Raw genomic sequence first — 23,232 nt, forward strand, 5'->3', positions numbered from 1 at the left:
ACCGTAGCGTCGCCACCATGGACTTCGCCACAGCCTGGGCCTCACTCCCGCCCGCCGCCCGCCGCTGCCTGGAACTGGCCCACCGAGCCTGGCTGGACGGAGGACTACCCGTCGGCGCGGTACTCACCGACCGAAACGGCGAGATCGTCGCAGAGGGCCGCAACCGCGCGTACGACGCCCCCGGCGGCCCGGACGCCCTCCAGGGAACCCCACTCGCCCACGCCGAACTCAACGCCCTGGCCGCAGCGAGAACCGGCTGGGACCTGGCGACCCACACCCTGTGGAGCAGCCACCGGCCATGCGCGATGTGCACGGCAGCCGCCGGATTCACCGGAGTGGGAACGGTCCACTACCTCGCCACCGACCCCTGGGCCGACACCACAGGCCACCGAGCCACCACCGAAGTCCCCGTCGTAGGCCCCACCAAGGAACGCTGGGCGGCGGTGGTGGCCACCGCACTCTTCCTGGCCGACACCATCCGCAGGTCGGGCCCCGACCACCCCATCATCCACACGGCAGAGCCCGCCACGACAACCGTGGCCACGGCCTTCACAAAGACCACAGCCCCGGACCTACAAGCCCTCGTCGCTCAGACGTGGCCGGTGATCACCAGGGCAGCAACCCACTAAGCCCAGCCGCAACCACCCACCGCACCCCTATCCCCATCTCCACCCCTATCCCCATTCCCAAGCCGCACCGATGCACCCACCCCCACCACCCCCTCACCCCTATCCCTCCCAAGGCGAGAGGGTGCGCTGCGGGAGGGGGTGGCGGAGGGGGTGGCCGCGGAGAGGGGCGTGACGGGTGATTTTCAGACTGCCAACGGAGAGAACACCCCGCCCACAGGGTCGGCAGTCGGAAAATCATCCAGCCCCCGGAGCGGCCACCCCCGGAGCCACCCCCGGCGTCACCCACCCACCCGAAAGCCCACCCCCACACCCGAGCCCCGCGCAGCGGCCCCCAACATTTGCTCCAGTTAGCACCCTGCTTGCATTTGCAAGCACCATGTTGCACCCTGTCCATATGGCCTCACTGAACGTCGGCTCGCTCGGCGAGTACATCCGCGAGCAGCGCCGCAACGCGCAGTACTCACTGCGCCAGCTGGCGGAGGCCGCCGGCGTGTCCAACCCGTACCTCAGCCAGATCGAGCGAGGGTTGCGCAAGCCGAGCGCGGAGATCCTCCAGCAGATCGCGAAGGCGCTGCGGATCTCGGCCGAGACGCTGTACGTCCAGGCCGGGATCCTGGAGGAGCGGCGGGACGAGGGCCTGGAGCTGAGGGCCTCGATCCTGGCCGATCCGCTGATCAACGAGCAGCAGAAGCAGGCGCTGCTCGCGGTCTATGAAGCCTTCCTGAAGGAGAACGCCGCCCTCAGGGCCCCGGCAGCCGGCGCCACCGCAGAAACCACCGTCACCACTGCCGGCACCGCAGACACCGCCGGCACCGCCGACACCCGCACCAAGCCGGCAAAAACGACGACCGACGGCCCAGCCGCCTAGACACCCACCGGGAGGACCGGTCATGCCGATCACCGACGAGCTCAAGAAGACCCTCACCGACCCGACCCCGCTGTACGCCCTCGCCGGCGCCGGTGACCTCGCCTACGAGAAGCTGCGCGAGGTGCCGGGCAAGGTCGAGGCGCTGGCCGCGGACCGCAAGGGCGCGCAGGAGAAGGCCGGCGCCCGGCTGCAGGAGGCGCAGGCGAAGATCGCCGAGGCGCAGGCCAAGGTGACCGAGACGGTCACGACGCTCCCCACGGACTTCAAGGCGTTGCAGGAGCGTGCCCAGGACTTCGCCCTCCAGCAGGTCGGCCGCGCGGTCGAGCTGGCGGTGAAGGCGAAGGAGACCTACGACGAGCTGGCCGAACGCGGCAAGGTGGTAGTCGAGCGCACGCGCCCCGGCACGCCTGCCGAGCCCGCCGTGATCGACGCCGAGATCATCGAAGACGACTCCACCGCTCCCGAACCCCAGCCCACCCCGAAGAAGAGCTCCCGCACCCGCAAGGACGCCACCGGCGGGGAGTGAAGTCCCACCGAACGGGGCACATCCGGTCACCGCGGAACGTTGACGGGTGGGCGGACGGTCGCCGTGCCAGGATGGGCGGCGGCCCGGACACCGGAGCCGAGAGACAGAGGAGAGCACGATGGGCGGAGTGAACCAGATTCTGGGCCTGGCCTATCTGAACCCGATCTGGTGGATGTCCGTCGCCATCCTGGGCTTCAAGCTGTTCGCGCTGATCGACGGCGCGTCCCGCCGGGAGGACGCCTACCGGGCCGCGGACAAGAAGACCAAGGGATTCTGGCTGGCCATCCTGGGGATCGCGTTCGGCTGGGACCTGTTGTTCGGCGTGAACTTCTTCACCGGCATCGGGACGCTCGCCGGGCTGGTGGCGTCGATCGTCTACATGGTGGACGTGCGCCCGGCGATTCGGGAGCTGACCAACCGAGGCGGTCGGGGCGGCGGCCGGAGCAACATGGGCCCGTACGGCCCCTGGTAAGCCGAGCGGACCACAACACTGCCCGGGGAAGGCGAAAAGGCCTCCCCGGGCAGCACCGTCTCCGCGCCCTTACCGCCGCCTGCCCACCCCTCACCCCAAAATCAACTGCACCGGATTCCGCTCCAGCAGCAACACCGCGACGTCGTCCGTGAGCGCGCCGCCGTTCAGCTCCTCGACCTCGGCGATCGCACTATCGACCAGCCGCCCCCGGGTGAGCCCCGCCGACTGGTGGTCGCCGATCAGGTCGGCGAGGCCGTCCTGGCCGAGGCGGCGCGACCCGGCCCCGACCCGGCCTTCGATGAGTCCGTCGGTGTAGAGCAACAGCCGCCAGCCGGGCCGGAGTTCGAGTTCGTGCGCGGGCCAGGCGGCCTCGCCGTCGTCGCACGGGAGGAGGCCGAGCGCGGGCCCGGCGAGGTCGGAGGGCAGGGTCAGCGGCTGGTGGTCGGCGCCGAGCAGCAGGGGCGCGGGGTGCCCGGCGAGGTAGAGGCGGGCCCGTTCGCAGGCGCCGAGCGCGTCGAGGTCGCCGCACTCGCCGCCGGGTTCGATCACGAGCATGCAGAGCGTCGCGAAGATCTCGTCGCTGCGGCGCTCGTGTTCGAGGACGTGCTGGAGGGTGGTGAGCAGGGCCTCGCCGGTGAGGCCCGCGAAGACGAGGGTGCGCCACGCTATGCGGAGCGCGACGCCGAGCGCGGCCTCGTCCGGGCCGTGGCCGCAGACGTCGCCGATCACGACGTGGATGGTGCCGTCGTCGGTGCGGACGGCGTCGTAGAAGTCGCCGCCGAGCAGGGCGCGGCGGCGGCCGGGGCGGTAGCGGCGGGTGAAGGAGAGGCCGGCGCCGTCGAGCAGCGGGGTGGGCAGCAGGTGGCGCTGGAGGCGGGCGTTCTCCTGGCCGCGCAGTTCGGCCTCGACCAGGCGGCGCTGGGACTCGTCGGCGCGCTTGCGCTCGACGGCGTAGCGCAGGGCGCGGGCGAGCAGCGGGCCGTCCGTCTCGTGCTTGATCAGGAAGTCCTGGGCGCCGGCGGCGACGGCGGCGGCACCCAGTTCGGCGCCGGCCGCGTCGGTGAGGACGACGACGGCGGTGTGCGGGGCCCGGCGGAGCAGTTCGTGCAGGCCTTGCAGCCCGTCGGAGATGTCCCCGTCCTCGGCGGCCGGGAGGTGCCCCCAGGACGGGCCCGGGAAGCCGGAGGGGGCGGCGAGGTCGAGCAGGACGCAGCTGAACTCGGTGCCGCGGGGGCGGCCGCGCCGGGTGCCGGTGGGCGGCGGGGCGAGCAGGGCGGTGGCCTGGTCGAGGCCGCGGGCCCAGTGCACCTCGATGGCGGTGCCGCTGTCGGCGACGGCGGCCTTGATCAGCTGGGCGTCGGAGGCGTCGTCCTCGATCACCAGGAGTTTGAGCGGGGCGCCGCCGGCCCCGGGGTCGCGCTCGCCGGCCGCCGGGAGGTTTCCGGCGCGCGACCGGGGGTGAGGTATCGGGGGAGCGTCCGTGAGCGGGGCGACCGGGACGGGGTGGGTGCGGGCACGGCGGGGGAGGGCGCCGTCGAGGGCGTCCGTCAGGTCCGCGGCACCAAGTGCCCGCCCGTCTCCCGTTGCGGGCATCGGTGGTTCCTCCCTTTCCCCGAGTGCGTAACGGCCGGTGTCCGTCCGCAGTGCCCGCGTGGCACCCTGCGGCGGGGAACTTCTCGCGACCATAACGTGATCTCCGGGGATTTCTCTGGCCCGCAGGCGCCGTTGTGGCTATTGCCACGCCGGTGGCGGTGTGGTGATCGGACTCGGGCTACGGCTCGGACGACGGCTCGGTCCCGGCCCCGGCGGGTGCCGGGGCGGGCGGAGGAGGTGGCACGGAATGATGACGCGGATCACCCTGGTCGAGGGTGACATCACGGAGCAGCAGGTGGACGCGGTGGTGAACGCCGCGAACTCCTCTCTGCTGGGCGGCGGCGGGGTGGACGGCGCGATCCACCGCAAGGGCGGGCCGCAGGTCCTGGAGGAGTGCCGGCGGCTGCGCGCCTCGCACTGGGGCAAGGGGCTGCCCACCGGGCGGGCGGTGGCGACGACGGCCGGCCGGCTGCCGGCGCGGTGGGTGGTGCACACCGTCGGGCCGGTGTACCGGGCGGAGGATTACGAGGAGCGGGCGGAGCTGCTGGCCTCCTGCTATCGCGAGTCGCTGCGGACGGCGGCGGAGCTGGGCGCGCGCACGGTGGCCTTCCCGGCGGTGTCGGCCGGGATCTACGGGTGGCCGCCGGCCGACGCGGCCCGGATCGCGCTCTCCACCGTCGCCGAGGCGGTGGGCAGCGGCGACATGCGGGCCGGGGCGGGGCTGGACGAGGTGCGGTTCGTGCTGTTCGGGGCGGAGATGTACGGCGTGTTCGAACGGACGTGGGCAGGGCTGCGGGCGGACGGCGGCTGAGCCGGACACCGGGGCTGGACGACCGGGCCTGACACCCGGGCCGGACGTGCGGTGGGCGGGCGGCGGTGTGGGCGCCGCCCGGTGCCCCCCATCGTGGCGTGACGAGGCGTCAACGCGCCAGAGGAATTCGATAACTCGTTCGAGTTAAACGCACGCGTCACGCGCCATGTCACCGCCGCTCCCAAGACGCCAGGCCCGGCCGGCACCCCGCTACGGCGCGAGCACCCCGGTACGGCCCGGCCAGCACCCCCCCTACGGCGCGAGCGCCGCCCAGGGCACCGTGACCTCGCCCTGCCGCCACCGCCCGCGCGCGTCCACCAGCGGCCAGTCGCCCGCGAGCGCGGCGCACGCGGCCACCCAGCGCTGGCGCGCACCGAACGCGCCGTACGGCGCCGCGGCCGCCCAGGCCCGGTCGAAGTCGGCCAGGAGGCGGTGTACCGGCCGGCCCGGCACGTTGTGGTGGATGAGGGCCTTCGGCAGCCGCTCGGCGAGGTCGGAGGGCCGGTCGAGGCCGCCCAGCCGGGCCGCGAAGGTGACCGTCCGCGGTCCCTCGGGGCCGAGCGCGACCCAGACGTGCCGCCGCCCGATCTCGTCGCAGGTGCCTTCGACGAGCAGCCCGTCGGGCGCCAGCCGCGCGCAGAGCCGCTCCCACACCGCGGCCACCGCCGACTCGTCGTACTGCCGCAGGACGTTGGCGGCGCGGATGAGCTGGGCCGGGGCCCCGCCGTCCAGCGGCACCTCGAAGCCGCCGCGCCGGAAGCTGAGCAGCGGCGGCTCGGCGTAGGGCAGGGCGGCGGTGACCCGCTCCGGCTCGATCTCGATCCCGACCACCCGGACGTCCGGCCGCACCGCGCGGAGCCGTCCGGCCAGCTCGACGGCGGTCCAGGGCGCGGCGCCGTAACCGAGGTCGACGGCGACCGGCGGCCGGTCGGCGGAGCGCAGCGTGCGGCCGAGGGTGTGGGCGATCCAGCGGTCCATCCGCCGCAGCCGGTTGGTGTTGGTGGTCCCCCGGGTGACCGTCCCGACCGGCCGCCCGGTGCGTCCGCGGGCGGACGGGGGCGAGGGGTCGAAGGAGGCGGCCATGTCCAGAAGGGTACCGAGGAGCCCGGGCCGACCCCTCCCACCTGCACCGTTGCCCCTCGGTGAAGCTCGCGCGGACCTCGGGCCGAGCTCGCGCGGAACTCGGGTGGATCTCGGGCGGCGATCCGGGAATGCCGGACATCATCCGGGTGGTTGGCACACTGGTGGTGATGTGTGGGCCCGGACGGGGCAGCGCACACCGGACAGCAGGCGGGCCGGATGCGGGCCGCCGGAGACGGGCCGCACAGAGGAGGCTTCAGCCAGGTGATCCAGCACCCCGTCCGTTCGGTACGCCGCGCCCAGCCGGCCGCGCCCGCGCGCGGCCGTCTCCAGTCGCTCGTCACGGGCCGCCGCCGGCCCCGCCGGATAGCCATGCTCAGCGTGCACACCTCGCCGCTGCACCAGCCCGGCACCGGCGACGCGGGCGGGATGAACGTCTACATCGTGGAGCTGGCCAAGCGCCTCGCCGCGCTCGACGTCGAGGTCGAGGTGTTCACCCGGGCGACCTGCTCGGACGACGCCCCCACCGTCGAGCTGGCCCCGGGCGTCCTGGTGCGGCACGTCACCGCCGGGCCGTACGAGGGCCTGATCAAGGAGGACCTGCCGGCCCAGCTGTGCGCCTTCACCCACGGCGTGCTGCGGACGGAGGCGGGCCACCGCCCCGGCCACTACGACCTCGTGCACTCGCACTACTGGCTCTCCGGGCAGGTCGGCTGGCTGGCCGCCCAGCGCTGGGGCGTGCCGCTGGTGCACACCATGCACACCATGGCGAAGGTGAAGAACGCCGCCCTGGCCGAGGGCGACACGCCCGAGCCCGCGGCCCGGGTGATCGGCGAGACCCAGGTGGTCGAGGCCGCCGACCGGCTGATCGCGAACACCACCGAGGAGGCCGCCGAGCTGGCCCGGCACTACGCGGCGCGCCCGGACCAGCTCGCCGTCGTCCACCCGGGCGTCAACCTCGACGTCTTCCGGCCCGGCGGGCCGCAGGCGCGGGCGGGCGCGCGGGCCCGGCTGGGCCTGCCGCAGGACGCCGCCGTGCTGCTGTTCGCCGGCCGGATACAGCCGCTGAAGGCGCCGGACGTGCTGCTGCGCGCCGTCGCCGAGTTGGTCGAGCGCCGCCCCGCCCTGCGCGCGCGGCTGGTCGTCCCGGTGGTCGGCGGGCCGTCCGGCAGCGGGCTGGCCCGGCCGGAGAGCCTGCACAAGCTCGCCGCCCAGCTGGGCATCTCCGACGTGGTCCGGTTCCACCCGCCGGTCGGCCAGGCGCAGCTCGCGGACTGGTACCGGGCGGCGACGGCCCTCGTCATGCCCTCGCACAGCGAGTCCTTCGGGCTGGTCGCCCTGGAGGCGCAGGCCTGCGGCACCCCGGTGGTGGCCGCGGCGGTCGGCGGCCTGCCGGTGGCGGTGCGGGACGGCGAGACCGGCACGCTGGTCCATGGCCACGACCCGCGGGACTGGTCGCACGCGCTGGAGCCGTACGTCACCGATCCCGGGCTGGTCGAGCGGCGGGGTGCGGCGGCGGCCCGGCACGCGTCCGGCTTCGGCTGGGACACCGCCGCGGCGACCACCGCCGAGGTGTACGCCGGCACCCTGGCCCGCCCGGCGGGGCGCCTCGCGTCGGCCCGCCGCCGGCTGGCCTGACCCGCCCCGCCCCGCCGCCGACTGGCCTGACCCGCCCCGCCGCCGACTGGCCTGACCCGCCCCGCCGCCGGCTGGCCTGACCCGTGCTGCCCTCGTCCTGCCCCGCCCTACCGCCGGAAGGCCCCCGCCTGCTGCGCAGGCCCCGTACCGCCGAGTAACGTCACCCCCATGGCAACCCGTACCAAGGACGAGGCCCTGACCCTCCTGCGCACCGCCCTGGACGACGCCGGCGTGGCCTGGGAGCCGGCCGCCGCCGACCCGTACACGCTGGTGGCGACCCTCCCGGGCACCCGCAAGCTGAGCACCACCTGCGCCCTGCGGGTCGGCGACCACACGCTCTCGGTGAACGCCTTCGTGATCCGCCGCCCGGACGAGAACCACGAGGCCGTCTACCGCTGGCTGCTGGAGCGCAACACCCGGCTCTACGGCGTCGCCTACGCGATGGACGCGCTCGGCGACGTCTACCTGGCCGGCCGCCTCCCGCTGGAGTCGCTCACCGGGGACGCCGTCGACCGGCTGCTCGGGACGGTGCTGGAGAACGCCGACGAGCCGTTCAACACGCTGCTGGAGCTGGGCTTTGCCTCGGCGATCCGGCGGGAGTGGGAGTGGCGGACCAAGCGCGGGGAGTCCACCCGCAACCTGGCCGCCTTCGCCCACCTGGCCGCCCCGAAGGCCGACTGACCCGGCCGTCCGCCGCAGGAGCGTCAGGCGCCCGCCGGAGCCTTCACGGCTTCCACAGCCTTCACAGGCTCCACGGCTGCGGCACCCGCGGCGGGCGCAACCTCCGTGACGTCGCCGGAAGCGCTCACCGCGGCGCCCGTCCGGCGGCCCAGCACCACGTACCCGAGCGCCGCGGCGCTGCCGAGGACCGCGCACACGCCCCACAGCACCGCCGGCCCGGCCCGGTCCAGCAGCACTCCGCCGGCCCCCGGGCCGAGGAACGACGCGAGCGCCCAGGAGAGCGAGTAGACGCCCTGGTACCGGCCGCGCGCGTGGGTCGGCGCCAGCTCGGAGACGAGGCTCATCATCGTCGGCGCGTTCAGGATCTCGCCGATCGTCCACACCGCGACGGAGCCCGCGAAGATCCACGCGGACGACCCGGCCAGGGCGGCGAGCCCGAAGCCCCAGCCGGTGAGCAGACAGCTGGCGATCAGCAGGCCGGTCCGCGGGCGGCCCTCCATCCACCGGGTGAGCGGGATCTGGAGCACCACGATCAGGAGCCCGTTGAGGCCGATGACCAGCCCGTACTCGCTGGACGTGATGCCCGCGTGGCCCATGTCGACGGCCAGGGTGGTGCTGCCCTGCTGGAAGATCAGCGCGAGGACCAGGGTCAGTCCGACCGCCGTCATGAACCGGCCGTCCCGGAACACCGTGCCGAGCCCGACCGCCGGCTCCTTCGCCTCGGCGGCCGTCATCGCCGGCTTGGTCTCCGGGATCCGGACGAAGATCACCACGGCGCACACCAGCGTGCTGAGCGCGTCCAGCAGGAACAGCGTGAGGTAGCCGTGGGTGGCGATCAGGCCGGCCGCGGCGGCGGAGACGCCGAAGCCGATGTTGATCGCCCAGAAGTTCAGCGAGTAGGCCCGGACGCGGTCCTCGGCCGGGACGAGGTCGGCGATGATCGCCGAGGTGGCCGGCCTGGTCGCGTTGTTGCAGAGCCCCACCAGGAAGGCCACCACCGCGATCGTCACCGGCCCGTCCGCGAAGCCGAGCACCGCGGTGAACAGCGCCGTGCCGAGCTGCGCGGCGACCAGCGTCGGCCGGCGGCCGATCCGGTCGGTCAGCACGCCCGCGCCGATCGCCGCGATCGCCGAGCCGAGGCCGAACAGCGAGGCCACCAGACCCGCGTAGGAGTCCGAGTAGCCCCGCTCGGAGGTCAGGTAGAGGGCGAGGAAGGTGACCACGAAGGCGCCGAGCTTGTTGATCAGCGTCGAGGTCCACAGCCACCAGAACTGCCGGGGCAGTCCGCCTGTCGTCTCCTGGAGGATGCTCCGGATCCGGGCAGGGAAGGGCGGTGCGACGGGCATGTGGGGGCTCCCGGAGGCAGGCGTCCGCCGAGCGGCACGGGCAGGTCCGCTCAGCCGACAGGTGTAAGTGTCATCGGCGCGGAGCACACATTACTCACGGACAAAGGTCCCGGCCAGGGGTTTTCACGGCTCCACTAAGCTGGGCGCCATGGCTGACACGACGTACCGACTCATCCTGCTCCGCCACGGCGAGAGCCAGTGGAACCAGAAGAACCTGTTCACCGGTTGGGTCGACGTCGACCTCAACGAGAAGGGTGAGAAGGAGGCCGCCCGCGGCGGCGAGCTCCTGGCCGCCGAGGGCCTGCTGCCCGACGTGCTGCACACCTCGCTGCTGCGCCGCGCGATCCGCACCTCGCAGATCGCCCTGGACAAGGCCGACCGCCACTGGATCCCGGTCAGCCGCAGCTGGCGCCTGAACGAGCGGCACTACGGCGCGCTCCAGGGCAAGGACAAGGCCCAGACCCTGGCCGAGTTCGGCGAGGAGCAGTTCCAGCTCTGGCGCCGCTCCTACGACACCCCGCCGCCGGTCCTGGCCGACGACGCCGAGTACTCGCAGGCCGGTGACGCCCGCTACGCCGACATCCCGAGCGAGCTGCGCCCGCGCACCGAGTGCCTCAAGGACGTCGTCGACCGGATGCTCCCGTACTGGTACGACGCGATCGTCCCGGACCTCGCCGCCGGCAAGACCGTCCTGGTCACCGCCCACGGCAACAGCCTGCGCGCGCTGGTCAAGCACCTCGACGGCATCTCCGACGACGCCATCGCCGGCCTGAACATCCCGACCGGCATCCCGCTCGTCTACGAGCTCGACGCCGACTTCAAGCCCCTCACCCCGGGCGGCCGCTACCTCGACCCGGAGGCCGCCGCGGCCGCCATCGAGGCGGTCAAGAACCAGGGCAAGAAGTAAGCCACCAAAGCGGTACAGGCCCCGTCTCCCGGTTCGCCGGGGGCGGGGCTTTCTGCTGTTCGGCTGCGGGTCAACGAGCCTGCCGTGCAAGGGAGTTCGTTGCTCGTGGCCAGTCGCCCCGAAAATGGTTCAGACCATTGACGGGTGTGGGCGGGCGCTCCTACCGTGTGGGCATCGGGCTGGCGCAGGCATGCCAAGGATTCCCCGTCCGGCCGCGCACCCCCACGCGCGCGCCTGCGCTCGGCGCACTCTCCATCCACCCCCACGGAGGAGCACCATGCGCAAACGTCATCTCGTCGGGGCGGCCGTCGCCGCCCTGGCGATCCCGCTGACCTTCGCCCTGCCGGCGCAGTCGCACGGGTACATCTCGACGCCTCCCAGCCGGGCCGCGCTCTGCGGCGCGGGGACCGTCCAGAACTGCGGCGAGATCCAGTGGGAGCCGCAGAGCGTCGAGGGGCCGAAGGGCTTCCCGGCCGACGGTCCGGCCGACGGCACCATCTGCGCCGGCGGCAACGGACGCTTCGCCGAACTGGACGACCCGCGCGGCGGCGCCTGGCCGACGACGCAGGTCACGGCGGGCCAGAGCCTCACCTTCACCTGGACGTTCACCGCCCGGCATGCGACCTCGGGCTTCGCGTACTACCTGACCAGGCCGGAGTACGACCCGAGTCGGCCGGTCACCCGCGCCAACCTGGACCTGACGCCGTTCCTCACCGTCCCGTACGACGGCTCCCAGGTGCCCGAGAGCGTCAGCCACACCGCGACCCTGCCGGGTGACCGGACGGGCCACCAGGTGGTCGTGGCGGTCTGGGACATCGCCGACACCGGCAACGCCTTCTACTCCTGCACCGACGTCCAGTTCTGACGGTCCTCAGGACGCGCCGGAACCGGACGGCCGGAAGCGCCCGGCCGCCTCCCGCGAGCGGCCGGGCGCCTCCGGTACCTCCTCAGTGGCCGCCGCAGCAGCCGCCGTCCGCGCCGCCGCACTGGCAGGGCGCGCCGGACTGGCAGCCGCAGCCGCACCCCGGGCCGCAGCCGCAGCCGGCCGCGAGGACGGGCAGCAGCTTCGGGGGGATCGGATCGACGGTGTCGTGTGCCGGCGCCGGTCGGGTCGGGTTGGCCTTCATCGTGCTGAACCCTCCTTGTGACGGGCACACTTCCGGTGCCTACAGCTTCGAGTGAAGCCGCCGTTCGGAGGGAGCGTCAATGGGCGCGCAGTGGTGGGGCGCCCGGGAGCCCGTGCGCCCACACCACCCTCGCCCGAGGTTTACTCACTCCTCGGAGTGAGCCGAGGAATGGCAAGAGGAGCCGGGGGAGGGAGCCGCGGGGGAGCCCCCGCGCCGGCTCACTCCGCGATCGCGGCCTCCGAGGACGCCACGAAGTCGGCCACGTGCTCACCCGTCACCAGGTACACGACGCGCTTGGCGACGGACACGGCGTGGTCCGCGAAGCGCTCGTAGTAGCGGCCGACCAGGGTGATGTCGACGGCGGTCTCGATGCCGTGGGCCCAGCGGTCGTCGATCAGGTGGGACAGGAGCTCGCGGTGGAGCGAGTCGATGGCGTCGTCGTCCTGCTCCATCTCCAGGGCCTTGTCGACGTCCTTGGTCGCGATCACCAGGCCGGCCTTGGCCACCAGGCGCTGGGCGAGCTGGCCCATCTCCAGGACGGTCGACTGCAGGTCACCGGGCACCGCCGAGTCCGGGTAGCGCATCCGCGCGACCTTGGCGACGTGCCGGGCGAGGTCGCCGCAGCGCTCCAGGTCGGAGCTCATCCGCAGCGAGGTGACGACGATGCGCAGGTCGGTCGCGACCGGCTGCTGCCGGGCGAGCAGGTCGATCGCGCGGTTCTCCAGGTCGTGGTGGAGCTCGTTGATCTTCTCGTCGGCGGCGATCACGCTCTCCGCCAGCGCGAGGTCCGCGTCGAGGAGTGCGGTGGTGGCCCGGCCAAGGGCGGAGCCGACCAGCCGGGCCATCTCGACCAGGCTGTCGCCGATCGCATCGAGTTCCTCGTGGTACGCGTCGCGCATGCTCTCTCCTCAGTAGCTGTGTCGGTGGCGGTGCCGACCGGTCATCCCGTACGACCATCGAGCCGGTGTCCGGGTGACCGCTGCTGGTGCGCGAATGGTACGCGCACCCTCGGGGCGGCGCCTCCGGTTCGGCGCGCCACCCACTCCCACACGGGCTGCATGGCCAACTCTGTGCCGTTTGGGCGACTACGCACGGCCGGTGTGGTGAATCGGCAGATACGTGAAGGTGAATTCTCGGCAACAGGAGGCCGATGCCTTGATCCGACCCTTGGGGAACGCCGAGGCCGTGCGCTTACGCTGGCCACATGGACGTGAACGTGGCCGCCGCCGCTGCCTGCGCCATAGCCGGGCTCGGCGTCGGCCTCACGGCCTCCATCGCCTTCCGTTGGAGCGAGCGCGAGCAGGCCAAGGGGAAGTACAGCGGCACCAACGGCAGGAACTACGGCCGGCACCCGGTACTGGGTGCCGCCGCCCAGGAGCCCCCGCTCCCGCCGGGCGTGGACACCGTGCTGTCGGTGCTGCGCTCCTGCGCGATCGTGCTCGGCGAGGCCGACGAGGTGGTGAAGGCCAGCTCGGCGGCGTACGCCATGGGCCTGGTGCGCGGTGGCGCCGTCGCCGTCGACCCGATGCTCTCGCTCGCCCGCGCCACCCGCCGGGACGGCGAGATCCGCCAGGTCGAGCTGGAGGTGCCGCGCCCCGGCGCGGCCCGCGCCGCCGAGCCGCTCGCGGTCTCGGTCCGGGTCGCCCCGCTGGGCTCCCGGCTGGTGCTGGTGCTGGTCGAGGACCAGACCGAGCGCCGCCGGGTGGAGGCCGTGCGCCGCGACTTCGTGGCCAACGTCAGCCACGAGCTCAAGACCCCGGTCGGCGCCCTGTCCCTGCTCTCCGAGGCGGTCGCGGACGCGGCCGACGACCCGGAGGCGGTGCAGCGCTTCGCCGGCCGGATGCAGATCGAGGCGACCAGGCTGGCCAGCCTGGTCCAGGAGATCATCGACCTCTCCCGGGTCCAGGACGACCGGCTGATGGTCGACCCCGAGCCGGTCGCGGTGGACGAGCTGATCGCCGAGGCGATCGACCGCTGCCGCCAGCAGGCCGCCGCCAAGCAGATCCTGATCGCCGCCGGCGGCATCGCCGGCCTCTACCTGCACGGCAACCGCGGCCAGCTCGCCGCCGCGCTCGGCAACCTGGTGGAGAACGCCGTCAACTACAGCCCGCCCCCCACCCCGGTGGCCATCGCCACCCGCCGCATCTCCAGCGCCGCCGCGCTCGGCGAGGCGGACGGCGAGCTGATCGAGATCTCGGTCACCGACCAGGGCATCGGCATCTCCGAGAAGGACCGCGAGCGGGTCTTCGAGCGGTTCTACCGCGTCGACCCGGCCCGCTCCCGGGCCACCGGGGGAACCGGCCTGGGCCTGTCCATCGTCAAGCACGTCGCCGCCTCGCACGGCGGCACCGTCTCCGTGTGGAGCGTCGAGGGCCAGGGCTCGACCTTCACCATCCGCCTGCCCGCCGGCCAGGCGCCCACCGCCGACGACCTCGACGGCCCCGAAGACCTCGACGACGCCGCCGACCACGCCGGCGACGCCGAACCCGCCCGGGGCAGTGACCCCGGCGCCCCCGCCGCCCCCGCCGCGGGACCCCCGACCCTCACTCCGGACCGCGCGGCCACCACGGGCCGCACGGACCGTTCGCTCCCCGCCGGGGAGCGGGAAGTACCCCTGTCAAAGACAACGCAGCTTGCCCCGGAGGCCTGATCGTGACCCGAGTACTGGTGGTCGAGGACGAGGAGTCGTTCAGCGACGCCCTCTCGTACATGCTCCGCAAGGAGGGCTTCGAGGTGGCCGTCGCCGCCACCGGCCCCGACGCCCTGGAGCAGTTCGAACGCAACGGCGCCGACCTCGTGCTGCTCGACCTGATGCTGCCGGGCCTGCCGGGCACCGAGGTCTGCCGCCAGCTCCGCGTGCGCTCCAACGTCCCGGTGATCATGGTCACCGCCAAGGACAGCGAGATCGACAAGGTCGTCGGTCTGGAGATAGGTGCGGACGACTACGTCACCAAGCCCTACTCCACCCGTGAGCTCGTCGCCCGGATCCGCGCGGTGCTGCGCCGCCGCGGCGAGGACGGCGGCGCCGGCGACAACGGCGGCGGCCCGGGCGCCCTGGAGGCCGGTCCGGTCCGCATGGACGTCGACCGGCACGTGGTGACGGTGGACGGCGCCAAGGTCGACCTGCCGCTGAAGGAGTTCGACCTGCTGGAGATGCTGCTGCGCAACGCGGGCCGCGTGCTCACCCGCATGCAGCTGATCGACCGGGTCTGGGGCGCGGACTACGTCGGCGACACCAAGACCCTGGACGTCCACGTGAAGCGCCTGCGCGCCAAGATCGAGCCGGACCCGGGCGCGCCGCGCTACCTGGTCACGGTCCGCGGCCTGGGCTACAAGTTCGAGCCGTAAACACGTTCGAGCCGCAAACAGGCTCGAGCCGTAAACCGCGAGGACACGCGGAAGGCCCCCGCCGGCAGTCGCCGGAGGGGGCCTTCGCGTTGCGCCCGGCAGGCCCGTGCGGGCCCGCCGGGGGCGGGGTGGTGCGTCAGTGGGTGCCGGCGGACGGCGTGGCCGCACCGGACGGCGTGGCGGCGGCGGTGGTGGCGCCGGCGGCCGGGACGGCAGGGGTGGTGCCCGCCGACGGGGTGGCCGCGCCGGTGGCACCGGCGGCCGGGACGGACGCGGTGGCGCCCGGGGTGGCGGTCTTGCCGGGCACGGCGACCGGCGAGGGGGTCGGGCCGAAGCCCTCGTAGAGGCCCTTCTTGTTGGCCGGGCTCACGCCGGCCTGCACGTCGACCTTCTGGCCGTCCTTGAACGCGAAGGTCGTCGGCACCATGCCGCCGACCTTGACGCCCACGGAGGCGACCGAGGCGGACGGGTTGCCGTTGCCGCCCAGCAGCACGGCGCCGCCGGCCGGGACGACGATGCTGGGCAGCGGAGCGCCGGCGGCGTCCGCGAAGGTGGCGGCGGCACCGCTGCCGACGGTGATCGACTGCAGCTCCACCGGGTCGGCCCCGGTGTTGCTGATGTTCACCGTCACGTTGGCGGGACCGGTGGCGTCGCCCGAGGTGTTGGCCGGGGTGACGACCACGATGTTGTTCAGCCGGACGTTCGTGCCGAGCGTCGCCGCAGCGCTGTCCGGCTTGATCTGCAGGGTGTCCGGCTGGCTGCCGGCCGCGCAGGAGGACAGCGAGGCGATGGCGAAGGCGGCGAGGGCGGCGATGCTGCCGCGTCGAAGGCTGCGGCTCACGGCGGCGGCTTCTCCCTAGGTCACGTGTCGGTAGGTCAGGTCTCAGATTATCGACCTCACTTATGCGGTCCTCACGGGGTGGTCCCCGTGTCGCACTCCCGGGGGCGCTACGGGGGTCCGTCCGGCCGCAATATGACGTGCTCGTGCCATTCCTCGCGCCGGCCCTCGCGCCATCTCTCGTGCCATCTCTCGTGCCGTCCCTGGTGCCGTCCTGCCCCCGCATTCGTGGGCCGTCCGGGGCGGCGACGTGCGGACAAGCTTCGACCAAGATCGAATAACGATCCGGAAACGGCCCGATAAACGGCGAAAACTCAAGATCCAATCACGGTTTCGGGAGTGTTGCGACAGGTTTCGCCGAGCGCCGGAACCGCCTCCGACCTGCGGGAAGCCCCTCTCGAACACCGGTCGCAGCACGTCATGGGGGTCCTTGTCAAGCCCCGAGACCCGCCCTGACCTGCGAAAACGCCCTTCGGGTGCGCCGAAAAGCGTGTTATTCTGGAAAGCCACGGAAGGGGTCCTGTCACATGACGTTCAAGGTTGGCGACACGGTGGTCTACCCCCATCACGGGGCCGCGCTGATCGAGGCCATCGAAATTCGCCAGATCAAAGGTGTGGACAAGACCTACCTGGTGCTCAAGGTGCAGCAGGGAGACCTGACGCTCCGCGTGCCCGCCGAGAACGCGGAGTTCGTCGGCGTGCGCGATGTGGTCGGCCAGGAAGGTCTGGACCGGGTCTTCGAGGTGCTGCGCGCACCGTACACCGAAGAGCCGACCAACTGGTCCCGTCGCTACAAGGCGAACCTCGAGAAGCTCGCCTCGGGCGATGTCATCAAGGTCGCCGAGGTCGTGCGCGACCTGTGGCGCCGCGAGCGCGAGCGCGGTCTGTCGGCCGGCGAGAAGCGCATGCTCGCCAAGGCGCGCCAGATCCTGGTCAGCGAGCTCGCGCTGGCCGAGAACACCAACGAAGACAAGGCGGAGACGCTGCTCGACGAGGTCCTCGCCTCGTAGTGCGGTCGGGCTGCCGCCCAACGCTCACAGCGCCCGGTGCCGGCGCGCCACTCCCGGAGGGATCCGGGAAGTGGTGCAGTGGCACTTCGGGCGCTGAGGCGTGTCCGGACGACGCCTCCCGCCCGAGCCGGTCCAGGCCTGCAAGACCGTTTCTGCGGATCGTGTGGGCCGCGGACCGGGTGGTTCTTCGGAAGGGGTCCGTGCGCCCGTCGTGCACGCCATGGCCATACCCACTTCGCCGAAGGAGTGAAACCTGAACGCGTCAGCAGCAGTCGCAGCAGCAGTGGTGCCCGCCGCCGGACGCGGTGAGCGGCTCGGGCCCGGCGCCCCGAAGGCCCTGCGGGAGCTGGGCGGTGTGCCGCTCCTGGTGCACGCCGTCCGGGCGCTGGCCCGCAGCCGGGCGGTCGGCCTGGTCGTGGTCGCGGCACCGGCCGACGGGGTGGCGGAGGTCGTCGCCCTGCTGGACAGTCACGGGCTGGACGGCAAGGACATCCGGGTGGTGGCCGGCGGTGCGACCCGTCAGGAGTCCGTCCGGCTCGGCCTGGCCGCGATCCCCGAGGACGTGGAGATCGTCCTGGTGCACGACGCGGCCCGTCCGCTCGTCCCGGTCGAGGTGGTGGACGCGGTCGCGGCCGCCGTCCGGGCCGGGGCCGAGGCCGTGGTGCCCGCGGTGCCGCTGGCCGACACCGTGAAGCGCGTCGAGCCGAACCCGGGCGGTCCCGAGCCCGTCCTCGACACGCCCGACCGCTCCACCCTGCGCGCGGTGCAGACCCCGCAGGGCTTCGACCGGGCCACCCTGGCCGCGGTGCACGCCAAGGCGCTGGCCGAGGAGGCCGCGGGCGGCACCGGCGTGCCGCCGGTGACCGACGACGCCGGCCTGGTGGAGCGCTTCGGCGGCCGGGTCGTCGTGGTGCCCGGTCACGAGGAGGCCTTCAAGGTCACCCGTCCGCTGGACCTCGTGCTCGCCGAGGCCGTACTCGCCCGCAGGAGGGCTGCCGATGCCTACTGAGCCGATGCCTACCAAGCAGATCATCCCCCGCGTCGGAGTCGGCACCGACGTGCACGCCTTCGAGGCCGGGCGCCCGCTGTGGGTGGCCGGACTGGAGTGGCCGGACGCCGAGTTCGGGCTCTCCGGGCACTCGGACGCCGACGTGGCCGCGCACGCCGCGTGCGACGCGCTGTTCTCGGCCGCCGGAATCGGCGACCTGGGCGCCCACTTCGGCACCGACCGCCCCGAGTGGGCCGGCGCGTCCGGGGTGAAGCTGCTCGGCGAGGCCGCGCGGCTGGTGCGCGAGGCGGGCTTCGAGATCGGCAACGTCTCGGTCCAGGTGATCGGTGTGCGCCCGAAGATCGGCAAGCGCCGGGCCGAGGCGCAGGCCGCGCTGTCCGAGGCGGCCGGCGCGCCGGTGTCCGTCTCCGGCACCACGACCGACGGGCTGGGCCTCACCGGCCGGGCCGAGGGGCTGGCCGCGATCGCCACCGCCCTGGTGTACGAACGGGGTTGAGCGCGGGAGGTCCGGCGGGCCGGGAATAACCCGGTGCTGACGAGTGTTCAACAACCTTCGCGGGGGCCCGAGTCGATAGTGTGCGGTGCGGGCCCGCGCAGGCCGTCCACCGTCCTGTACCGGGCCCCACCCGCCGACGACGAGAAGAGGTTCCCCCGTGGCTTCGCAACTGTCCAACCGTGCCAAGGCCCTGATCGACGCCAAGAGCTTCGCCGTGGTCTCCACGATCCAGCCGGACGGCAGCCCCCAGTCCTCCGTGGTCTGGGTCAAGCGCGACGGCGAGGACGTCCTGTTCTCCACCGTCGAGGGCCGCCGCAAGCACCTCAACCTCGTCAAGGACCCCCGCGTCACGCTCCTGGTCAACCCGCCGGAGAGCCCGTACGAGTACTTCGAGGTGCGCGGCTCGGTCACGATGACCACCGAGGGCGGCCGCGAGCTGATCGACGAGCTCGCCCTCAAGTACCGCGGCGAGAAGGTCTACAACTTCGACGGGCCGGGCGACGTCCGGGTCGTCGTCCGCATCAGCCCGCGCAAGGTGGTCGGCAGCATCTGACCCTCCTCGGGGCCCCCGGCCCGCCGTTCACCGGGAAGCGGACCCGCCGTTCACCGCGAATGTGACCGGGAATGTGGCGGGGCACCCCCTCGTGCCCACTACGCTTGACGCTGTGAGCATTCGCCTGTACGACACCAGCACCCGCCAGGTACGCGACTTCGTCCCGCTTGTACCGGGCTGTGTCTCGATCTACCTGTGCGGCGCTACCGTCCAGTCGGCGCCACACATCGGGCACATCCGGTCCGGGCTCAACTTCGACATCATGCAGCGGTGGTTCGCCTACCGCGGCTACCAGGTGACGTTCGCCCGGAACGTCACCGACATCGACGACAAGGTGATCGCCAAGGAGCGCCAGCTCGGCACCCCGTGGTGGCAGATCGCCTACGAGAACGAGCGCGCCTTCAACGACGGTTACGCCGCCCTCGGCTGCCTGCCGCCGACCGTCGAGCCGCGGGCCACCGGGCACATCCCCGAGATGATCGAGATGATGCAGGGCCTCATCGCCAAGGGGCACGCCTACGCGGCCGACGGCAACGTCTACTTCGACGTCCGCTCGTACCCGGACTACCTCGCCCTGTCCAACCAGAAGCTGGCCGACCTGCGCCAGCCCGAGGGCGAGGGCGAGACCGGCAAGCGCGACCCGCGCGACTTCGCGATGTGGAAGACCGCCAAGCCGGGCGAGCCGAGCTGGGACACCCCGTGGGGCCGCGGCCGCCCGGGCTGGCACCTGGAGTGCTCGGCGATGGCCCACAAGTACCTCGGCCCCGCCTTCGACGTCCACGGCGGCGGGCTGGACCTGATCTTCCCGCACCACGAGAACGAGATCGCCCAGTCCAAGGCCTACGGCGACGACTTCGCCAACTTCTGGGTGCACAACGCCTGGGTCACCATGGCGGGCGAGAAGATGAGCAAGTCGCTCGGCAACTCGGTGCTGGTCTCCGAGATGGTCCGGCGCTGGCGGCCGATCGTGCTGCGCTACTACCTGGGCGCGCCGCACTACCGCTCGATGATCGAGTACAGCGAGGAGTCGCTGCGCGAGGCCGAGGCCGGGTTCGCCCGGATCGAGGGCTTCGTCCAGCGCACCGTCGAGCGCTTCGGGAAGGTCGACGCGGCGCCCGAGGTGCCGCCGGCCTTCGCCGAGGCGATGGACGACGACCTGGGCGTGCCGCAGGCCCTCGCCATCGTCCACACCGCCGTCCGCCAGGGCAACAGCGCCCTGAACGCGGACGACAAGGAGAACGCGGTGGCGCGTCTGGCCGAGGTCCGTGCGATGCTCGGAGTGCTGGGCCTCGACCCGCTCGACCCGCAGTGGGCCGGGACGGAGCGCGGCGAGGACCTCCACGGCGTGGTGGACTCGCTGGTCCGCCTGGTCCTGGACCAGCGGCAGGCCGCGCGCGAACGCAAGGACTACGCCACCGCGGACGCCATCCGCGACCGGCTCGGCCTGGCCGGGCTGGCGATCGAGGACACCCCGTCCGGCCCGCGCTGGACGATCAACAACCAGTAACCCCATCTGACGATCGGGGTGAGGGTGGGCCGTGCCGGACCGGTGCGGCCCTCCCGCATGACGTAGCGCATGCCGTCGGCCGCCGCCGGACAGAGCGGGGCGGCCGGGCATGCCGAACAGACAGGAAGTACAGCCATGGCCGGCAACAGCCAGCGCAGGAACCGCCGCAACCCCGGATCGAAGAAGGGCGCGTCTGTCGGTACCGGCGGGCACAGCCGGAAGTCGCTCCAGGGCAAGGGCCCGACCCCGCCCGGCGAGGCGCGCAAGGGCCACCCCAAGCAGCGCGCCGCCAACGCCGCGGTCAAGCGCGAGCGGGACGCCAAGGCCCGCGCCGGCATGCGCCGGGCCGGCGGCGCCGGCCGCGGGGGCCGCGGCGGCGCGGGCAGCGCCGAGCTGGTCTTCGGCCGCAACTCGGTGGTCGAGGCGCTGCAGGGCGACGTCCCGGCCAACGCGCTGTACGTCCAGCAGTTCATCGACACCGACGACCGCGTCCGCGACGCCTTCCAGGCCGCCAACGACCGCGGCATCCCGCTGATGGAGGCCCCGCGCCCGCAGCTGGACCAGATGACCGGCGGGCTCAACCACCAGGGCCTGGTCCTCCAGGTGCCGCCGTACGAGTACGCGCACCCCGACGACCTCCTGGTCGACGCCTCCGACGCCGGCCAGGACGCGCTGATCATCGCGCTGGACGGCGTCACCGACTCGCGCAACCTCGGCGCCGTCGTCCGCTCCGCCGCCGCCTTCGGCGCGCACGGCGTGGTCATCCCCGAGCGCCGCGCGGCCGGCATGACCGCCGGTGCCTGGAAGACCTCATCGGGCGCGGCGGCCCGGCTGCCCGTCGCCCGCGCGACCAACCTGACCCGCACGCTGGAGGCCTACCAGAAGGCGGGCCTGATGGTCGTCGGCCTGGCCGCCGACGGCGAGGCCGAGCTGGGCGACCTGGACGTGCTGACCGGCCCGGTCGTGATCGTCGCGGGCAGCGAGGGCAAGGGCCTGTCCCGGCTGGTCGCGGAGACCTGCGACATCCGGGTGCGGATCCCGATGTCGGGCCTGACGGAGTCGCTGAACGCCGGTGTCGCGGCGGGCATCGTGCTGTACGAGGCCGCGCGGCTGCGCGCCAAGCGCTGAGGTTCTGAGGTTCTGAGGTAGATCCGCAGCACAGGACGTGACCGGCACGCAGGAGATCTTCTGAATTCTCCGCAAACCGGGTGAGAAGCGATCGGGCCCGACCGGGTCCGATCGCTTTTCTCATGATCACTTCAAGTGGACGCCGGATATCCACCCGGGAGAGTGTCCTAAGCGGCCGTCACCCGGTTAGACGGGCGTGGACACCAGAACACAACGGCGGCCCCTGTTCGGCGGCAGTACCGGGATAGACGCAGACCCGGGCCTCAACACCGTCAAGGTGGAGTCGGACCCGGCGCGCCTCAGCAGCACCCAGGCCAGCTTCCGGCTCCGTCTCGGCGCCCCCGTGGCGCCGCTGATCGACCCCCCCGCCGGACTGCTCTCCACCGGCGCCGCGTTCGGCGACCCGTACGCGAGCCAGGGCCTGATCCGTCGTCCGCTGGTCACCCCGCAGGTGGTCGTGCCCGCCTCCGCCGTCCCGGCGATGGCGGGGGCCGCCGGGGGCGGGGCGCCGCGCCGCAAGGGGCGGGTCACCGCCGTCACGTGGACCGGCCAGGCACCCCCCGGGGACCTCGCGGCCACCCAGCTCCTGGAGGCCGTGCGGCTCAGCGGCTCCCCGGGCGGCGGCGTCGGCCTGGCCGAGGCGGACACCCAGGTGATCCCGAGCCTCGCGGGTGCCCGGACCGTCCCGCGCCAGCCGCGCGAGGGCGCGGGCACCGCGACGGACGCGGGCGTCGGCCCGGTCGGCGCGCCGCAGGGCTGGACCCCGAGCGGCGAGCTGCCCGAGGTCTCCGCCACCGACGCCGAGGGCAAGCAGCCCTGGTACCCCGGCCGGCGGGTCGACCTCGGCCTGGTGCTGCTGCCGCTGCGCGCCGTCCTCGGCTCGCTGTCCGTCTACGCCGGGTTCAGCAAGCTCTGCGACCCGGTGTACTTCGACGGCGGCGAGCGCGGCTCGATGATGCGCTGGCTGGCCTCGCTGCACCCGTGGAAGGTCGCCGAGCCGCTGCACGCCTTCGCCATGGCGCACCCCGTCGGCTCCGGCCTGGTGGTGTCGTTCACCGAGATCGTGGTCGGCGTGCTGACCATCCTCGGCCTGTGGCAGCGGCTCGCGGCCGGCGCGGCGATGCTGCTCTCCGCGGCGCTGCTGTTCACGGTCAGCTGGCGGGCCGTCCCGGTGTACGACACCCCCGACCTGATCTTCCTGGCCGCGTGGAGCCCGCTGCTGATCGCCGGGGCGCCGTTCGCCTCGCTGGACGGGCGGCTCAGCCTGGAGGCCTGGCGGCGGTACGGCTCGGGGGCGCCCGGGGCGCTGCGCCGCCGGGTGCTGCGACGGGGCACGGTGGTCACCACGGTCGTCGTCGGCCTGACCCTGCTGCTCGGCTCGATGCTCGGCGCGGCGGTGCGCCCCCGCGCCCGGCCGCACCAGGCCCCGGGCCGGCCGACCGGCGACTACGGCACGCCGGTCTGGCCGAGCGGATCCCCGTCCGGCGCCGCGGGCGGCCAGGGCACGTCCACGCAGCCCGCACCGCCCGCGTCCCGCCCGGCCACCCCGGCCGCGAGCCCGACCGCCCCGGCGTCCTCGCCCGCGGCCTCGCACCCGGCCACCCCGACGCCCAGTGCGAAGCACTCCACCAAGGCCGAGGGCGGCCAGAGTTCGGCGCCGGCGTC

At 73.2% G+C, this 23,232-nt stretch carries 24 protein-coding genes; 18 read left to right on the plus strand and 6 right to left on the minus strand.

Annotated elements, in window-relative coordinates:
- Positions 1-17: 17 nt before the first annotated feature.
- From AB0O00_RS03305 to AB0O00_RS03320, 4 genes are all read left to right on the plus strand, one after another.
- Positions 18-629 carry a deaminase gene (locus AB0O00_RS03305; protein ID WP_363648382.1) on the plus strand — a complete coding sequence of 204 codons (612 nt, stop codon included), beginning with the start codon at positions 18-20 and terminating at the stop codon, positions 627-629.
- Between the two features lie 394 nt (positions 630-1,023).
- Entirely contained in the window at positions 1,024-1,497 is a 474-nt protein-coding gene (locus AB0O00_RS03310; RefSeq protein ID WP_363648383.1) for a helix-turn-helix transcriptional regulator, read from the plus strand.
- Positions 1,498-1,519: 22 nt separating this feature from the next.
- Positions 1,520-2,023, plus strand: a complete 504-nt coding sequence (locus AB0O00_RS03315) for a hypothetical protein (protein ID WP_363648384.1) — start codon at positions 1,520-1,522, stop codon at positions 2,021-2,023.
- Between the two features lie 118 nt (positions 2,024-2,141).
- The gene (locus AB0O00_RS03320) at positions 2,142-2,495 is read left to right on the plus strand and encodes a DUF2516 family protein (RefSeq protein WP_363648385.1); all 354 of its coding nucleotides are present in this window, start codon (positions 2,142-2,144) and stop codon (positions 2,493-2,495) included.
- A 90-nt stretch (positions 2,496-2,585) separates the two neighbouring features.
- On the opposite strand, the gene AB0O00_RS03325 is transcribed toward AB0O00_RS03320, so the two are convergent.
- Positions 2,586-4,088, minus strand: a complete 1,503-nt coding sequence (locus AB0O00_RS03325; RefSeq protein WP_363648386.1) for a SpoIIE family protein phosphatase — start codon at positions 4,086-4,088, stop codon at positions 2,586-2,588.
- Between the two features lie 250 nt (positions 4,089-4,338).
- Between AB0O00_RS03325 and AB0O00_RS03330 the strand changes: the two genes are divergently transcribed.
- Positions 4,339-4,899 carry an O-acetyl-ADP-ribose deacetylase gene (locus AB0O00_RS03330; protein ID WP_363648402.1) on the plus strand — a complete coding sequence of 187 codons (561 nt, stop codon included), beginning with the start codon at positions 4,339-4,341 and terminating at the stop codon, positions 4,897-4,899.
- Between the two features lie 252 nt (positions 4,900-5,151).
- Here the strand turns inward: AB0O00_RS03330 and AB0O00_RS03335 are convergent, their stop codons facing one another.
- Positions 5,152-5,982, minus strand: a complete 831-nt coding sequence (locus AB0O00_RS03335; RefSeq protein WP_363648387.1) for a class I SAM-dependent methyltransferase — start codon at positions 5,980-5,982, stop codon at positions 5,152-5,154.
- Positions 5,983-6,243: 261 nt separating this feature from the next.
- Here AB0O00_RS03335 and mshA point away from each other — a divergent pair, with 261 nt between their 5' ends.
- Entirely contained in the window at positions 6,244-7,617 is a 1,374-nt protein-coding gene (gene mshA, locus AB0O00_RS03340; RefSeq protein ID WP_363648388.1) for a D-inositol-3-phosphate glycosyltransferase, read from the plus strand.
- A 168-nt stretch (positions 7,618-7,785) separates the two neighbouring features.
- Positions 7,786-8,298 (plus strand): YbjN domain-containing protein, encoded by a 513-nt coding sequence (locus tag AB0O00_RS03345; protein WP_363648389.1) that lies wholly within the window; start codon positions 7,786-7,788, stop codon positions 8,296-8,298.
- A gap of 23 nt (positions 8,299-8,321) precedes the next feature.
- Here AB0O00_RS03345 and AB0O00_RS03350 read toward each other — a convergent pair whose 3' ends face one another.
- Positions 8,322-9,644, minus strand: a complete 1,323-nt coding sequence (locus AB0O00_RS03350; RefSeq protein WP_363648390.1) for an MFS transporter — start codon at positions 9,642-9,644, stop codon at positions 8,322-8,324.
- A 148-nt stretch (positions 9,645-9,792) separates the two neighbouring features.
- Here AB0O00_RS03350 and AB0O00_RS03355 point away from each other — a divergent pair, with 148 nt between their 5' ends.
- On the plus strand, positions 9,793-10,551 hold the full coding sequence (locus AB0O00_RS03355) for a phosphoglyceromutase (RefSeq protein ID WP_363648391.1): 759 nt from the start codon (positions 9,793-9,795) through the stop codon (positions 10,549-10,551).
- 277 nt (positions 10,552-10,828) lie between these two features.
- A complete protein-coding gene (locus AB0O00_RS03360; RefSeq protein WP_363648392.1) occupies positions 10,829-11,416 on the plus strand; it encodes a lytic polysaccharide monooxygenase in 588 nt (195 codons plus the stop codon).
- Between the two features lie 82 nt (positions 11,417-11,498).
- Here the strand turns inward: AB0O00_RS03360 and AB0O00_RS03365 are convergent, their stop codons facing one another.
- Positions 11,499-11,678, minus strand: coding sequence for a hypothetical protein (locus AB0O00_RS03365; RefSeq protein ID WP_363648393.1), 180 nt, complete (start codon positions 11,676-11,678; stop codon positions 11,499-11,501).
- A 218-nt stretch (positions 11,679-11,896) separates the two neighbouring features.
- Positions 11,897-12,577 carry a phosphate signaling complex protein PhoU gene (gene phoU / locus AB0O00_RS03370; RefSeq protein ID WP_363648394.1) on the minus strand — a complete coding sequence of 227 codons (681 nt, stop codon included), beginning with the start codon at positions 12,575-12,577 and terminating at the stop codon, positions 11,897-11,899.
- A gap of 305 nt (positions 12,578-12,882) precedes the next feature.
- Between phoU and AB0O00_RS03375 the strand changes: the two genes are divergently transcribed.
- Both AB0O00_RS03375 and AB0O00_RS03380 read left to right on the plus strand, forming a co-directional pair.
- Positions 12,883-14,328, plus strand: a complete 1,446-nt coding sequence (locus AB0O00_RS03375) for an ATP-binding protein (RefSeq protein WP_363648395.1) — start codon at positions 12,883-12,885, stop codon at positions 14,326-14,328.
- A 2-nt stretch (positions 14,329-14,330) separates the two neighbouring features.
- A complete protein-coding gene (locus tag AB0O00_RS03380) occupies positions 14,331-15,026 on the plus strand; it encodes a response regulator transcription factor (protein ID WP_031069385.1) in 696 nt (231 codons plus the stop codon).
- 136 nt (positions 15,027-15,162) lie between these two features.
- On the opposite strand, the gene AB0O00_RS03385 is transcribed toward AB0O00_RS03380, so the two are convergent.
- Positions 15,163-15,867 (minus strand): DUF461 domain-containing protein, encoded by a 705-nt coding sequence (locus AB0O00_RS03385; RefSeq protein WP_363648396.1) that lies wholly within the window; start codon positions 15,865-15,867, stop codon positions 15,163-15,165.
- A gap of 524 nt (positions 15,868-16,391) precedes the next feature.
- Between AB0O00_RS03385 and AB0O00_RS03390 the strand changes: the two genes are divergently transcribed.
- The 7 genes from AB0O00_RS03390 to AB0O00_RS03420 form a co-directional block, all read left to right on the plus strand.
- On the plus strand, positions 16,392-16,874 hold the full coding sequence (locus tag AB0O00_RS03390; protein WP_030244332.1) for a CarD family transcriptional regulator: 483 nt from the start codon (positions 16,392-16,394) through the stop codon (positions 16,872-16,874).
- Between the two features lie 253 nt (positions 16,875-17,127).
- Positions 17,128-17,883: a 2-C-methyl-D-erythritol 4-phosphate cytidylyltransferase gene (ispD, locus tag AB0O00_RS03395; RefSeq protein WP_363648403.1), complete on the plus strand. Its 756-nt coding sequence runs from the start codon at positions 17,128-17,130 to the stop codon at positions 17,881-17,883.
- The gene (ispF, locus tag AB0O00_RS03400) at positions 17,873-18,379 is read left to right on the plus strand and encodes a 2-C-methyl-D-erythritol 2,4-cyclodiphosphate synthase (RefSeq protein ID WP_363648397.1); all 507 of its coding nucleotides are present in this window, start codon (positions 17,873-17,875) and stop codon (positions 18,377-18,379) included. The genes ispD and ispF overlap by 11 nt, the downstream gene beginning before the upstream one ends.
- 157 nt (positions 18,380-18,536) lie before the next feature.
- A complete protein-coding gene (locus tag AB0O00_RS03405; RefSeq protein ID WP_363648398.1) occupies positions 18,537-18,932 on the plus strand; it encodes a PPOX class F420-dependent oxidoreductase in 396 nt (131 codons plus the stop codon).
- Between the two features lie 112 nt (positions 18,933-19,044).
- Positions 19,045-20,439 (plus strand): cysteine--tRNA ligase, encoded by a 1,395-nt coding sequence (cysS, locus tag AB0O00_RS03410; protein ID WP_363648399.1) that lies wholly within the window; start codon positions 19,045-19,047, stop codon positions 20,437-20,439.
- Positions 20,440-20,574: 135 nt separating this feature from the next.
- On the plus strand, positions 20,575-21,567 hold the full coding sequence (gene rlmB, locus AB0O00_RS03415; RefSeq protein WP_363648400.1) for a 23S rRNA (guanosine(2251)-2'-O)-methyltransferase RlmB: 993 nt from the start codon (positions 20,575-20,577) through the stop codon (positions 21,565-21,567).
- Between the two features lie 277 nt (positions 21,568-21,844).
- A partial coding sequence (locus AB0O00_RS03420) for a DoxX family membrane protein (RefSeq protein WP_363648401.1) occupies positions 21,845-23,232 on the plus strand: 1,388 nt, incomplete at its 3' end.

The sequence above is a fragment of the Kitasatospora sp. NPDC093558 genome, from assembly GCF_040683475.1.
GTDB lineage: Bacteria > Actinomycetota > Actinomycetes > Streptomycetales > Streptomycetaceae > Kitasatospora.